Annotated in this window: 14 protein-coding genes; 1 reads left to right on the top strand and 13 read right to left on the bottom strand. The window is 70.4% G+C overall.

Annotated elements, in window-relative coordinates:
* Positions 1–735 precede the first annotated feature (735 nt).
* The 4 genes from ACRWK8_RS01720 to ACRWK8_RS01735 all read right to left on the bottom strand — a co-directional run bounded on the left by ACRWK8_RS01720 (position 736) and on the right by ACRWK8_RS01735 (position 2926).
* On the bottom strand, positions 736–1191 hold the full coding sequence (locus ACRWK8_RS01720) for a hypothetical protein (protein WP_431867890.1): 456 nt from the start codon (positions 1189–1191) through the stop codon (positions 736–738).
* Entirely contained in the window at positions 1188–1742 is a 555-nt protein-coding gene (locus ACRWK8_RS01725; protein ID WP_431867892.1) for an ATP-binding protein, read from the bottom strand. Before ACRWK8_RS01725 ends, ACRWK8_RS01720 begins: the two co-directional genes overlap by 4 nt.
* 99 nt (positions 1743–1841) lie before the next feature.
* The gene (locus ACRWK8_RS01730) at positions 1842–2348 is read right to left on the bottom strand and encodes a hypothetical protein (protein WP_431867894.1); all 507 of its coding nucleotides are present in this window, start codon (positions 2346–2348) and stop codon (positions 1842–1844) included.
* Positions 2348–2926 carry an ATP-binding protein gene (locus ACRWK8_RS01735; RefSeq protein ID WP_431867896.1) on the bottom strand — a complete coding sequence of 193 codons (579 nt, stop codon included), beginning with the start codon at positions 2924–2926 and terminating at the stop codon, positions 2348–2350. Before ACRWK8_RS01735 ends, ACRWK8_RS01730 begins: the two co-directional genes overlap by 1 nt.
* Before the next feature lie 751 nt (positions 2927–3677).
* On the opposite strand from ACRWK8_RS01735, the gene ACRWK8_RS01740 reads away from it, so the two are divergent.
* The gene (locus ACRWK8_RS01740; RefSeq protein ID WP_431867898.1) at positions 3678–4280 is read left to right on the top strand and encodes a GntR family transcriptional regulator; all 603 of its coding nucleotides are present in this window, start codon (positions 3678–3680) and stop codon (positions 4278–4280) included.
* 231 nt (positions 4281–4511) lie between these two features.
* Here the strand turns inward: ACRWK8_RS01740 and ACRWK8_RS01745 are convergent, their stop codons facing one another.
* The 9 genes from ACRWK8_RS01745 to ACRWK8_RS01785 all read right to left on the bottom strand — a co-directional run bounded on the left by ACRWK8_RS01745 (position 4512) and on the right by ACRWK8_RS01785 (position 12786).
* On the bottom strand, positions 4512–5408 hold the full coding sequence (locus tag ACRWK8_RS01745) for a DMT family transporter (protein ID WP_431867900.1): 897 nt from the start codon (positions 5406–5408) through the stop codon (positions 4512–4514).
* A 43-nt stretch (positions 5409–5451) separates the two neighbouring features.
* Positions 5452–6558, bottom strand: coding sequence for an ABC transporter ATP-binding protein (locus tag ACRWK8_RS01750; protein WP_431867902.1), 1107 nt, complete (start codon positions 6556–6558; stop codon positions 5452–5454).
* A gap of 3 nt (positions 6559–6561) precedes the next feature.
* On the bottom strand, positions 6562–7428 hold the full coding sequence (locus tag ACRWK8_RS01755; RefSeq protein WP_378735657.1) for an ABC transporter permease: 867 nt from the start codon (positions 7426–7428) through the stop codon (positions 6562–6564).
* Positions 7421–8227 carry an ABC transporter permease gene (locus tag ACRWK8_RS01760; protein ID WP_378735655.1) on the bottom strand — a complete coding sequence of 269 codons (807 nt, stop codon included), beginning with the start codon at positions 8225–8227 and terminating at the stop codon, positions 7421–7423. The genes ACRWK8_RS01755 and ACRWK8_RS01760 overlap by 8 nt, the downstream gene beginning before the upstream one ends.
* Before the next feature lie 212 nt (positions 8228–8439).
* Positions 8440–9297 carry an ABC transporter permease gene (locus tag ACRWK8_RS01765; RefSeq protein WP_431867905.1) on the bottom strand — a complete coding sequence of 286 codons (858 nt, stop codon included), beginning with the start codon at positions 9295–9297 and terminating at the stop codon, positions 8440–8442.
* Positions 9290–10090, bottom strand: a complete 801-nt coding sequence (locus tag ACRWK8_RS01770; protein ID WP_431867907.1) for an ABC transporter permease — start codon at positions 10088–10090, stop codon at positions 9290–9292. Before ACRWK8_RS01770 ends, ACRWK8_RS01765 begins: the two co-directional genes overlap by 8 nt.
* Positions 10091–10262: 172 nt before the next feature.
* Positions 10263–11018: an SDR family oxidoreductase gene (locus ACRWK8_RS01775; RefSeq protein ID WP_378735648.1), complete on the bottom strand. Its 756-nt coding sequence runs from the start codon at positions 11016–11018 to the stop codon at positions 10263–10265.
* A 152-nt stretch (positions 11019–11170) separates the two neighbouring features.
* The gene (locus tag ACRWK8_RS01780) at positions 11171–11779 is read right to left on the bottom strand and encodes a DAK2 domain-containing protein (RefSeq protein ID WP_431867910.1); all 609 of its coding nucleotides are present in this window, start codon (positions 11777–11779) and stop codon (positions 11171–11173) included.
* An 11-nt stretch (positions 11780–11790) separates the two neighbouring features.
* The gene (locus ACRWK8_RS01785) at positions 11791–12786 is read right to left on the bottom strand and encodes a dihydroxyacetone kinase subunit DhaK (RefSeq protein WP_431867912.1); all 996 of its coding nucleotides are present in this window, start codon (positions 12784–12786) and stop codon (positions 11791–11793) included.
* Between the last annotated feature and the right edge of the window lie 120 nt (positions 12787–12906).

The raw sequence follows: 12906 nt of genomic DNA on the forward strand, positions 1-12906 counted from the left end.
TTATCGGGCTCCTTGGCGCCCGTGCACGCATGGCCAGCGCTCCGTTCTGCGGACTGACACATGGCAGGTCGTACCTGGGGCATCGGTAAGGGGCGCGTCGCCAGGCAGCGCGAATGTTCGCTTGAGTCAGATGAAGGTCCTACACCCGCTTGGATGTAGGACCTTCAGCACGCCATCGTTTCGCTGAACTCAGCCCGGCACTGCTGCACCCATCATCAAGGCGGAGCAGACTCCGCCAACGACACCTTCACAGACGCCGGCAATCACCTGGCGACCAGCATCCCTCAGGGACATCACCATGGCCATCATCCTCTCGCGAACGGTCTGAACAGCACCGACAGGCTTGGGAAGGTGACGGAACATCAGAGCCACGAGTACAAACAGTCCGGAACCCAGCAGTGCTGGGCTCAATCCAGCGCTCTCTCAGTATCGCAACAGCGAGAACCATCGACAAGCTACTCACCGGTTGCTTCGTACTTGGTGACACACTCCGCTTACCGACACCCCCTATCTGCCAAGCCTCCTGACACCTTGAGTGAGCAACTGCCAGTTTCAGCGAGCGACGACAGTGAAGCTGGGCGAAGAATCCGATGCTCAACAACGTGCAGGTCAACACGACTGCTCCCGCGCCCACGGGGATGGAGCGGCCCAGGGGTACGACACCGGCGGCGCCGAGTCGGTCTCGGACGTTTGACGGGTGGGGCCCGACGTCTGCCGGGCCCCGGTCCTGTGTTGCTAGGTCAGGAAGCTGATGGGGTGGGTGAGGTTCTGGCCCAGGATCTCCAGGGTGTTGAGGCCTAGGAGCAGGGTGGAGCTGATGGCGGTGGCGGGCCATCCCCACCAGGGGCGGGGCGCCCTGTGGCGGCCCCGGGGCAGAGCGGGTTCCGGTTCGGGTTCGGCGGGGGAAGCGGCCTCGGCGGCTTCTTGTGCGGCTTGTTCGCGGTGGTGGCGGGCCACCGTGACCCAGTGCGGGAGGGGCCCGTGGTGCAGCATGTACGCCACTCGGGGGTTGTCGCCCATCTGACGCAGGAGACGTTCTTGGCGGTCCTGGTGGGTCTCGGTCCAGGCGGACGCTGATTCCAGGGCCGGGACTCCTGGCTGGGGTGGGCGTGTGTTGGTCCGGGGGAAGCGGTGGCCTCGGGGTGCGGTCAGGACCGACCTGATCTCCTCCCTGACCTGGGGCCGGTTCATCGGACACCACCACAGGCGTCCCCACCAGCGGCGGTGAGGGTGGGGTGGGTGAACTCGGCCCAGATCACGGTGCCCAGCCCCGCGCAGAACGGGAAATCCAGCACCGGCCGGAACCCCCACCGGGTGGCTAGGTGGCCGAGTAGGAGCAGGCCGCGTCCGCGTTCGGCGCGCTCCCAGTCCCGCTTCGTGCGCCTGTGGGGCATCCTCGGAGAGGTATCGGAAACGGCGTCGGCGGGGGTGCCGTCATCGATGATCGAGACCCGCACCGTCCCCGGCCGAGGCAGGTCCAGGGTCCGGACCACCCTGCCGTCGGGGTCCTGTCCAGAGCGGGAGTGCGCACAGGCGTTGGCGAACATCTCGCTCAGACACAACACCATGTCCTCCCGCGCCTCGACCGGCAGGCTGGTCATCCGGTCCAGGTCCACGGTGAAGTCGGTGCGGACCTGGCTGGTCTGGGAGAGGTGCCCGGGGTAGACGCGGCACTCCCACCGGGACTCGTTGGGTGGGCTGTTCGTGTGGTTGAGGGCAGGGGTGTGCGGCACAATGGCCATGTCGGCAATCTCTTCTCTTCAAGGTGTGGTTGTTGTCGGCCTGCTCTGGGGGTGTTGCTGCACCCGCCAGAGCTTTTTTATGGAAGAGCTCGGGGCCTCTCAGGCAGCGGGCGGAGGTTCCGGATCGCTCCGGTGAACACCGAGGTGGCGGTGGGCGAGCAGTCGGAGGAGTTCGGTGCGGTTGGGGGCGGTGATGCGCTCGTAGGGGTCGCCGTCGCCGGACCATCCGAGGGGACGCCGAGCCACGAAGGTCTCGCCAGGTGCCGTTCCCTCCACCGTCATCGACCAGTGCTTGTGCAGCAGAGCGCAGAGCACGTGCTCAGGGATCGGCAGCGACTCCTGCTTCGGGACTGTGCCCGCTACTGGCCTGTTGCCGGGTACCCGGGTGGGTGCGGGGTGGTCGTGGATGGCCTGGTCGATCAACCGGACCGCCAGTTCCCCATCGCTCTCCTCCCGCGCGATCCGCAGAGCCTCCAGGACCAAGGGGAGGCGGTTGCGCAGGGTGTGGTTGTGCCACACGTCCACCTGCGCCGGAGTCAGATGAGTCGGGGCGGTCAGGGCGTCTTCGGCCACGGCCAGCAGGTCCCGGGTGTCGATGTCCAGCATCAGCACTCCACCTTGTCCTCTGCGGTGTTGAGGTGCGCCCAGGGGTTGTGGGTGAGGTCGTAGGAGAGGTGGAACCAGACCTGTCGGAACTTCGGGTTGCCGTTGTCTCCCCACCGGTCCGCGAGGGCGTTGACCAGCCCCAATCCGATCCCTTGGCCCTTCGCGCTCCCCGACGCAATCTCCTGGGGAGTCGCGGCAGTGAGCGGGCCGGGGGCCACGGGGCGCAGGGTGCCCTGGTCCTGACAGGTCAACGTCATCCCCGTCGCACCCCGGTCCACGGTGAGTGAGTAGGTGCTGCCGTGCTCACTCGACAGCGAGTGAGCGATCGCGTTGTTGGCCAACTCCGAGCCGAGCAGCGTGAACAGGAACCGGTAGTCCTTGCTCCGTTCGGCGGCGCTGGTGTCCAGGAACGCCCGCACCAGGGGCATCAGGCTGGGGAGTCCTGCGAAGGCGTACTTGCGCTTACGAAACGGGGTGCCCACGGTCCGGGAGAAGTAGTGAGCGTGGAACGGCTTGATGAAGCTCGCCAAAGGGACTGTGGCCTCGCGGGAGGTCAGTTCGGGGGAGAACACGCTCACGTGGCCACCGCCAACCGCCGCAGCCCGGCCAGGACGACCGCCAGGACCTGCAAGGGGACGGAATCGATCGGCCTCCTGGGCGCGGGGACCAACGGACCACGAGAGCAAGACGTGGTGCGGCGGGGAGGGTTGGCGGCGAAGGCACGCACACGCGCGGCCTGCCTGGGACGACGGCGATGGAACGCCACGGACGCGAGATGGCACACACATGCCAGCGCGGAGAGATTCAGGGAACGGGGCGCCACGGCGCACACCTCCGGTACGGACAGTGCCGGATAGGAAACCGACAGAGAAGGTCATCAGGATCGACACCGCGTGACCGTGACCGCCAAGCCAGATCACGCGGTGCCGCGCTTGGGCCTCACGTGCTCAGGCACACTGGTTGTGTGACCGCCGACCGCTCCACCGCCCACAAGCCGACGAAGCAGCGTCGACTTTATAGGGGCTAAACCCTCGCGTGTGACGACAGTAACCCCCTCTTTCGCTCAGCGCAATAGGGGGGCTAAAGTCCGCAGTGGAGCACCCGAGATGAGGATTTGCCATGGATGCACGGACATTGCATGAAATTGCCGCCATGCCCGACCCACTAGAGAGAGCTCGCGCGGCCTCCTCCGCCATGAGCAGCCTTCAAGGCCAGAGCGTTGAACTCTCCCGAATCCGTCGAGCTGCGATCATCGAGGCGCAGCAAGGCGGCATGCGACAGGAAGACATTGCTCGCCAGTTGGGAGTCTCGCCCGGACGGGTGTCCCAGATGAAGAAGGCAGGTGCCGACTCAGTGCACAAGGCGCCGACAGGACCCGTGGACCCACGCCCTCGAGTGTTGGTGCAGAGGGCGCTGCCGACTCCGCCGAGCACACGGGGGTCCAAGAGCCTCTACCTCACAGAGGCCCAACAGCAAGGTCTGACGCCAGAGCGGAAGATGCTGTTCGTCGGACAGGAACCCGCGAACGAGCATGTCGCCCTGGGTCTTCGGGTGGAGCCCGGTGCGCCCGTGATCGCGAGGCGGAAGATGTTCTGGGCCAACGAGGTTCCGGTCAGGATCTCAACGTCCTACTTCCGGGTGGACGTAGGCGAGAACACCCGACTGGATGGAGAAGGCTTCGTCCTGCCAACACTCCAAGCCGCCATCGAGGACTTGGGGCACGAGTTCGGGCATGCCTCGGAGACTCTGACGGCCCGGCCGCCCACACCCTACGAGGCCGACCTTCTCGACATCCCGGGTGAGTGGGTGGTGCAGGTTCTCCGCATCAGCTACTCGACCAAGGACGTGCCGATCCATGCGCTGGAGACGATCTGCGCCGCCACCCGACACACCTTCCCCATCGGCCAGGCAGTTGGCTCGGACCAGTTCTGACCGATACGAGAAACGGCCCCGACCCGAGTGGTCGGGGCCGCTCTACGTTCCTGGCGAGTTCCCGAGCGCACTGCGCCTCCCGGCTCTGAGGTGAAGCAAGGTCGCTTGTCCACAGCTACACACGGCGTGGCAGCGGGCGAGACCGGTGTATGAGTCAGTCAGCTCCCCGACCATGAGCACCCCTTTTCCCGGCTGCGAGCGGCAGGTTGCCGCCCTGCCGGTCCCCCGCCCCTACGTTCCCCGTGTCCCCGGTGGCACCGCCTCCACCTCTTCAGTGGAAGCCACCGTCAGCAACCGGATCCCGTGCGCGGCGACCAGCGCGCATCCAAGCGCGACCACCCCGCCCAACCAACCGCCCGCGTAGGTCTCCCCCATGAGGGCCACCCCCACCACGGCGGCCGCGACCGGGTTGGCCAGCGTGGTGATGCCCAGCGGCGCCCCGAGATCCATCCCCTGGTACGCAGCCTGGGCGAGCAACAACCCGAACACCGCGATCACCGCCGTCGCCGGGCTCGACGGGTGCGTGAGCCCCGCCAGCACACCCTCACCAAAGGCCCCAACGGCGGTCTTCACCGTCGCCGCCGACACCCCGAACGCCACCCCGGCCGCACCCGCGAGCAGGTAACTCCGCCAGGCCCGCGACGGCACCCGACCCGCGACCCACGCGACCGCTCCAAGCAGGACCACCGTCGCGACCCCCACCAGCACCGAGTCCCCGTGGGACAGGACCCCGCCATGGTCCCCGGTGACCGTGACCGCCAGCAGCACCCCCAGCGCCACCATCGTGTACGCCGCGCCCCACCACTCCGCGCGGCTCACCCTCCGGTGGGCGAGCCGCGCCGACCACGGGATACCGAGCACCAGCACCAGCACACCGAGGGGCTGCACGACGGTCAACGGCGCGAAGCTCACCGCCGCCACCTGGAACCCGGCGCGACCACCGTTGAACACGAGGGAGATCCACCAGAGGGGGTGCCGGAGCAGCGCTCCGATCTGGTGTCCGCCGGTCAGCGGCTCGGGTACGCGCACGGCGAGTCTGCGCTGCGCGACAGCGGCGGCCGTGTACGCGCAACAGGACATCACTCCGAAGGCGACCCCGAGCCACAGGCCGTATGACAAAGGGGACATACGTACCATGATCCCGCAGCGCGACCCCCTGAGTACAGCGGGATCACACCCGACTTTCGTTGGGGGCGGCCCCTCGGTACAGGGCGGACACCACACCTTCGATGTCGGGCTCCCGCAGCGTCAGGTCGGCCACCTCGTGCCCCGCCGTGACCCGGGAGATCACCCGCGCCGGGTTGTCCGCGAGCTCCAGCCACTGGCGAGGCCCGTCCACTCGCACCGTGACCGCCCCCTCCACCTCGATCGCGGGCGCCGGAGCCGCCAGGTCGACCACCAGCACACGCGGCGTGGGCACCGTGGCGCGCAGCTCCGGCAACCCCCCGTCGAAGGCCAACCGTCCCTTGTCGATCACGATCACCCGGTCACACAACCGCTCCACGTCCCCGAGGTCGTGCGTGGTGATGAGGATGGTCGTACCCCGCTCCCGGTTGATCCGCAGCAGGAACTCCCGGATGGTCGACTTGCTGACCACGTCCAGGCCGATGGTCGGCTCGTCCAGCACCAACAGTGGCGGTGCGTGCAGCAGGGCCGCGGTGAGGTCCCCGCGCATCCGCTGCCCCAGGCTGAGCTGGCGGACCGGGGTGTCCAGGAAGGGCTCCAGCTCCAGGAGCCCGGTGAGTTCGGCCAGGCGCTCGGCGTGGACGTCGGCGGGCACCCGGTACAGGTGCCGGGTGAGGCTGAGGCTGTCGCGCAGGGGCAGGTCCCACCACAGCGTGGTGCGCTGCCCGAACACGACGCCGATGTCCCTCGCCAGCCGGGTGCGCTGGCGGGACGGGTCCCGCCCGACCACCCGGACGCTGCCCGAGGTGGGGGTGAGGATGCCGGTGAGCATCTTCATGGTGCTGGACTTCCCCGCCCCGTTGGGCCCCAGGTACCCGACGATCTCCCCCCTCCGCACGGAGAACGTCACGTCCCGGACCGCGCTCACGGTGCGCCGGGTCCGGCGCAGGAAGGGACCCTCGGAGACGACGAAGTCGCGGCCGAGGCCGGTGGCCTCGATGATCGGCTCGGTCTCGGCTCCGGACCCGCGTGGCAAGCTCGGCGCGGCGGTCTCGTCGTGGGTCCCGACGGTCCCTGTGTCCTCCTGGGACCCAGTGGCCGCGACGGTCTCGACGGCCACGGTGGTGGGTTCCTCTGTTCCTTCTGCGGTCATCGGTCAACTCCCGGTGGATCGGTAGTGGCGGAGCCCGAAACGCCACAGCAGCGCGGCTCCGGTGCAGGCGAGTACGGCGATGACCGGGCCCGCGTGGCGCAGGGCCTCCGGCATGCCGAGGGGGTCGGGTCGGTCGAGCACGAGCAGGGCGGGCTGCCAGCTGATGAAGGCGAGCGGCACCACGTACGTCACCGAGCGGACGATCTCCCGCCCGTAGATCGCCAGCGGATACTCGCTGAGCGCCTGCCCGCCGTAGGTGAGCGAGTTGGCCGCCTCGCGGGCGTTCGCGACGAAGAACTGGAGGCAGGCCGTGGCCACCCAGATCGCGCCGCAGATCAGCACCCCGGAGAGCATCATCACCGGAAGCAGGAGCACCCTGCCGGGCGTCCACTCCACGTCGATGTTGGCCAGCGCGATCCCCAGCACCACGAGGGCGGGGACGACCTTGCCGAGGCGGCGCGGGGAGAACTCGTCCGCCGCCAGCTGGACCAGCGGGGACACCGGGCGGACCAGCATGGCGTCGAAGGAACCGGCCCGGATGTGCGAGCCGAGGCGTTCGACGGCCCCCATGAACATGTCAGCGATACCGAAGGCGCTCGCGGCCAGCCCGAACACCATCAGCCCCTCGTACACCGTGAACCCGGCCAGCGTTCCGGCGTGCCCGAACACGATCACCACCGCCCCGACCTGGGCGAGCACGCTCACCGTGACGGCGAGCGACATCAGGAGGAGGGAGGCCGGGTACTGGGCGAAGGCGCGCACCCAGATCCAGGCCAGCCGGTGGTAGTCCTGGACCGGCCGGAGGACGGCCCCGGCGGCGTGGACCAGCGGGTTCCCGGTCGCACGGACCCGGGTCGGTGTCTCAACCACCCTGGATCACCACCCTGCGCGTGGCCCGGCCGGTCAGCCAGGCGGCGAACACGAGCAGAGCGACCGCCCACCCCGCCTGCAACGCCAACCCGCCGAACGCGCCGCCGCCCGGCAACGAGTCCTTGCCGAGCAGGATCTCCGCCGGGATCTGCACCATCGACGCCCACGGGAGATACCGCAGCACGTCCGCGAGCGCGGGCGGGAACAGGGCCAGCGGGAGCAGCATCCCGGCGGCCACCGGCGCCACGAGGCCGCTCGCCGTCCACAGCCCCCGGGAGTCCAGCAGCCAGAATCCGCTCAACGAGCACAGGTAGCGCAGCGCGAACCCGATCACGGTGGCCAGGACCGCGGAGAGCAGGACCGCCACGACCTGGACCGGGCTGCCCGGCAGGACCACGTCGAAGAGGAGGAGGCCGACGCAGAAGGTCGGTACGCCACGGAAGAGGAACGTGAACGTGGCCCGGCCGAGGTCCTCCGCCATCCACCAGCCCAGGAGGGAGACCGGGCGGAGCAGGTCGGTGGCCACCTCGCCGCCGCGCACGCGCTCCGCGAGGTCGAGGGAGGGCGCGGTGTTGACGATCATCGTGACGGCGATCAGCGCCTGCCCGACGAACACCTGGGTGACGGCGTCACTCGCGTCGTAGCCGTTGATCTCGGGGCGGGCGGCGAACACGGCCAGGAGCACCATGGCGTTGATCGCGCCGAAGACCGCGTTGGTGAGGGCACCGGCGACGAGCGCGGCGCGGTAGGTCGAGTGGCGGCGCAGCCCTCGGGCGTACACCGCTGCGTGGACCCGCAAGGGGGCACACTCCTTTCGGTCGGTAGGGGGTGGGGGAGCCAGGGTCGGGGCACGGGAGCACGGGATCGGAGTCGAGGAGGCGAGGTCGGGGGCGCGGTCAGGGCTGGCGGGATCGTGAGGGCTAGTTCGTCGTGAGGGCTCAGGCCGGGTCGGGGGGCGGGCGGTCCGGGGTGCCCCGTCCCGCCGGGGCAGGTGTCGGAACGGGCGCGGGGTCAGCTTCCGGTGGAGCGGTACCGGCGCAGGCCGAACCGCCACACCTGGGCCGCCACCAGTGCGAGGGCGACGGCCACGACGGGTCCGAGGAAGCGCAGGAACCCGGGCAGGCCCGTCGGGTCGGCCCGGTCCAGCAGGTGGAGCGCGGGCTGCCAGCTCACGAAGGCGAGCGGCACCACGTAGGTCACCGACCGCACAAGACCGCGCCCGTAGATCGCGATCGGGTACTCGGTGAGCGCCTGCCCGCCGTAGGTGACCGAGTTGGCCGCCTCCCGGGCGTCGGTCGCGAAGAACTGGAGACAGCCCGCGATCAGCCACACCGAGGTGCAGATGACCACGCCCGAGGTCAGCAGCACCGGGAGCATGAGGATCCGTTCGAGGGTCCAGTCGATGTCGCACATGACCAGCGCCACCACCAGCACGACCAGGGCCGGGACGATCCGGCCGAAGCGGCGGGGCGAGAACTGGTCGGCGGCCAGCTGGACCAGCGGCGACACCGGCCGCACCAGCATGGTGTCGAAGCTGCCCGTGCGGATGTGCTCCCCAAGACGGTCCACCGAGCCCGTGAGCAGCTGGGCGGCGCCGAAGGAGAACGCGGCCAGCGCGTAGACCAGCAGGCCCTCGTACACCGTGAACCCGGCCAGCGTCCCCGCGTGCGCGAACACCACCACGACGGCGCCCATCTCCGCCAGCGAGGCGAGCGTGACCCCGAAGGTGAACAGGGACAGCGCCATCGGGTACTGCGCGACCGCGCGGGTCCAGGTCCAGGCCAGGCGGGCGTACGTGCGCGGTTCCCGGGCGAGGTCGTGGAGCGGGGCGGGCAGGCCCCGCCTCCTCGCGGAGAGCGTGTCAGCCACCCTGGACCACCACCCTGCGCGTGGCCCGGCCGGTCAGCCAGGCGGCCAGGGAGAGCAGCGCGACCGCCCACCCCGCCTGCAACGCCAACCCGCCGAACACGCCGCCGCCCGGCAACGAGTCCTTGCCGAGGAAGACCTCCGCCGGGATCTGCACCATCGACGCCCACGGCAGGTACCGCAGCACGTCGGCGACACCGGTGGGGAAGAGCGTGAGTGGGAGCAGCATCCCGGCGAGGACCGGCCCGGCCGGTCCCATCACGGCCCACACGCCCCGGGTGTCCATGAGCCAGAACCCCACCACCGAGTACAGGTAGCGCAGCGCGAAGCCCACCACGACGGCCAGCACGAACGAGAGCAGGGTGAGGAGCCAGCGCACGGGGTCACCGGGCAGGGCCAGGGTGAACAGCAGGGCGCCGACCGCGAAGGTGGGGGCGCTGCGGAAGGCGAGGTCGAAGGTGGCCCGGCCCATGTCCTGGGCCAGGGTCCAGCCGAGCAGCGGCACGGGGCGGAGCAGGTCGACGCCGACCGCGCCCGTGCGGATGCGCTCGCTGAGGTCCAGTGCGGGCCCCATGATGGCGAGCGGCGCCAGCAGCGCCTGGGCCACGAAGACCTGGGTGACGGCGTCGGTGGCGTCGTAGCCGTTGATCTCGGGGCGGGCGGCGAACAGCGCGAGCAGCACCATGGCGTTGATCGCGCCGAAGACCGCGTTGGTGAACACCCCGGCGACGGTGGCCGCGCGGTAGGTGGAGTAGCGGCGCAGCCCCAGGGCGTACACCGCGCAGTGGACACGCACGGGCGTGGCTCCCTGGCAGTCGGAGAACGTGCAGAAACGTCCGCTCTCCACGCCCTCGACGGGCGGGGAGACACGGGTTCGGCACGTCCCTGGGCCGGGAGGCCAGGTCCGGGTCGCCGCGAAGGAGCGACGTTAGCACGGTGTCCGGCGGGCCGCCACGCCTTCGCGGAACTCAGCCGCGACCGGCGAGGGGCATCTCCCGGGCCATCACGGTGACGGTCGGCACGCTGACGTCCAGGGGCAGGGAGACGATGTGCGCGATGGTGTCGGCCACGTGCGTGACGTCGATGGTGGGTTCCGGACGGACCGAACCGTCGGCCTGCAACGCGTTGGCGCCGAAACCGGTGGTCATCGCGGTGGCGGCGTTGCCGACGTCGATCTGGGTGCAGGCGATCCCGTGACCCCGCAGGTCCAGGTTGAGGGAGGCGGTGAGGCCGCTGATCGCGTGCTTGCTGACGGTGTAGGCCACGCTCGACGGCCGGGGGACGTGCGCGGAGATCGAGCCGTTGTTGATGATCCGCCCGCCGCCGGGGGTCTGCTCCTTCATCATCCGCGCGGCCTCGCGGGCGCAGTTCAGCGAACCCGTGACGTTGGTGTCGAGGACCTCGCGCCAGGCGTCGTCCTCGATCTCGTCCACCGACGCGGCGGGGCCGAACACCCCGGCGTTGTTGAAGAGGACGTCGACGCGGCCGAAGCGTTCCCGGACCGTCCCGAAGAGCGCCGCGACCGACTCCGAGGAGGTCACGTCCGCCTCGACCACCACCGCTCCGGGGCGCTCCCCCGCCGTCTCCTCCAGGGTCTCCCGGCGCCGCCCGGCGAGCACCACGGAGTGGCCGTCGCCGAGCAGTCTCCGGGCCGTCTCCCGGCCGATCCCCGCGCCCGCCCCGGTGATCACGATGACCTTGTGGTCGTTGACAGCAGCACCCACGGTCGGCTCCCTCGTTCGGTTCGGCGGCCCGCCGTGGCGCCGCCAGCTGGAGACTACCGACACGGGACCCGTCGGGTTGTCCACAGCCTGTGGACAACCCGACGACACCCCCCGCCCCGGACCGGGACCCGGGCCCCGGGCAGAGGACCGGGTCAGATCCCGTCCGCCGCCTCGAAGAACCAGGCGATCGAGACGGCCCCGGGGTCGAGAACCTCCCGGGCCCGTTCCCCCAGGTAGCTGGCCCGACCCCGGTGGGCGACCATTCCGCTGGTGGACTCGGCCCCGGCCCGGGCGGCCACGGCCGCCTCGCGCAGGGCCTCCCGCCAGTGCGGCGACCCCGTCGTGGCGAGCGCGTGCGTCGCGGGGACCATCGCGTCGACCATGGTCTTGTGGCCCACCTCCGCCTTACCCAGCCGCCGGACGGCACCGGTGGCGGTCTCGAAGGCCCCGGCCAGGTCGGGAACGGACCAGGAAGCGGAGGGCCCCGCACCGAGGCGACCGAACCACAGGCCGAAGAGCGGTCCGCTGGTGCCGCCGGAGGCCAGGAACGTGTCCGAGACGGACTGGAAGACCGCCGCCGGATCGTCGCCGTCCAGGTTGGCCCGGGCCCGCTTCAGCGCGGAGCCGATGTTCCAGCCGAAGTCGCCGTCCCCCGCCTGCCGGTCGAGCTCGGTGAGCTCGTCGGCGTCGGCCACCACCCAGTCCGCGAAGGCCAGCAGCCAGGCCCTGGCGTCCGCACCGGTGAGTTCGTTGTCGGACATGGTCGTTCCTCTCACCAGGCCAGTGCGGGGGTCCGCACCGGCGCGTCCCAGAGCTTCACCAGGTCGTCGGTCAGCGCGGTGAGCGTGATCGACAACCCCTTCATGTCCAGCGAAGTGACGTACGGCCCCACCAGCGACCGCGCGAGGGTCACGCCCCTGCCGTCGAGGACCCTGCGGGTCTCCCGGGCCGCCACCCCGAGCTCCAGGCCGTGGGTGGCGCCGAGCCCGTTGACGATCGCCAGGACCCGGTCCCCCCGCCTGATGCCCACGGACGCGACGAGCGGGTCGACCAGGCTCTCCACCAGGGCGGCGGCCTCGGTGGCGGCCCGGGTCTCGATCCCGCGTTCGCCGTGGATGCCCACGCCGAACTCCATCCGGCCCGGCTCCAGCTCGAAGGAGCGCTTCCCGGTCATCGGGTTGGTGCAGGCCTCGAAGGCCACGCTGAGCGTGGCGGACCGGGCCACCACGTCCTGGCCGAGCGCCCGCACCTCGGAGAGGGGCGCACCGGCCTCGGCCGCCGCACCGCAGACCTTCTCCACCGCCACCACCGCGGCGGTGCCCCGGCGCCCGGGACCGCCGTCGTCCTCCTTCTGGGTGGCGAGGTCGTCGTCGACCAGCACCTGCTCGACCCGGTGGGTCTCGGCCAGGAGCTCGGCGGCGATCGAGAAGTTGAGGACGTCGCCCGTGTAGTTCTTGACGACCATCACCGTGCCCTCCCCGGCGTCCACCTCCCGGAGGGCCGCGCGCACCTGGAGCGCGGTGGGGCTGGCGAAGACGTCGCCGGGCACGGCGGCGTCGAGCATCCCGGTGCCCACGAACCCGGTGTGCAGCGGTTCGTGGCCCGATCCCCCTCCGGACAACAGCGCGACCTTGCCCGTGGCGGGTGTGCGCCGGGTGACGAAGAGGGGGTCGGTATGGACCTCGACCAGCCCGCCGTGGGCCTCGACCAGCCCCTCCAACGCCTGTGGCACCAGGGTCTCGCGTTCGTTCATGAAGAACCGGCTCATGCCGCCTCCTGGTTCGGGAATCCCTCGGCCGGGGACCGCGCCGCGCGGGGCGCCGCCTCCCACCTCCTGCCTACCCAGTTCTGGCCGATCGGCTGGCCGGTCGGCCGATGCCCCGCACCG

The organism is Nocardiopsis eucommiae, assembly GCF_965344335.1.
GTDB classification, from domain to species: Bacteria; Actinomycetota; Actinomycetes; order Streptosporangiales; family Streptosporangiaceae; genus Nocardiopsis; species Nocardiopsis eucommiae.

Bases quoted from the DNA above. Each gene is read 5' to 3' on its own strand.
- ACRWK8_RS01785 (WP_431867912.1), bottom strand. From the start codon at position 12,786: ATGAGCCGGTTCTTCATGAACGAACGCGAGACCCTGGTGCCACAGGCG.
- ACRWK8_RS01725 (WP_431867892.1), bottom strand. From the start codon at position 1,742: ATGGCCATTGTGCCGCACACCCCTGCCCTCAACCACACGAACAGCCCA.
- ACRWK8_RS01720 (WP_431867890.1), bottom strand. From the start codon at position 1,191: ATGAACCGGCCCCAGGTCAGGGAGGAGATCAGGTCGGTCCTGACCGCA.
- ACRWK8_RS01750 (WP_431867902.1), bottom strand. From the start codon at position 6,558: ATGACCGCAGAAGGAACAGAGGAACCCACCACCGTGGCCGTCGAGACC.
- ACRWK8_RS01740 (WP_431867898.1), top strand. From the start codon at position 3,678: ATGAAGAAGGCAGGTGCCGACTCAGTGCACAAGGCGCCGACAGGACCC.
- ACRWK8_RS01745 (WP_431867900.1), bottom strand. From the start codon at position 5,408: ATGTCCCCTTTGTCATACGGCCTGTGGCTCGGGGTCGCCTTCGGAGTG.
- ACRWK8_RS01730 (WP_431867894.1), bottom strand. From the start codon at position 2,348: ATGCTGGACATCGACACCCGGGACCTGCTGGCCGTGGCCGAAGACGCC.
- ACRWK8_RS01780 (WP_431867910.1), bottom strand. From the start codon at position 11,779: ATGTCCGACAACGAACTCACCGGTGCGGACGCCAGGGCCTGGCTGCTG.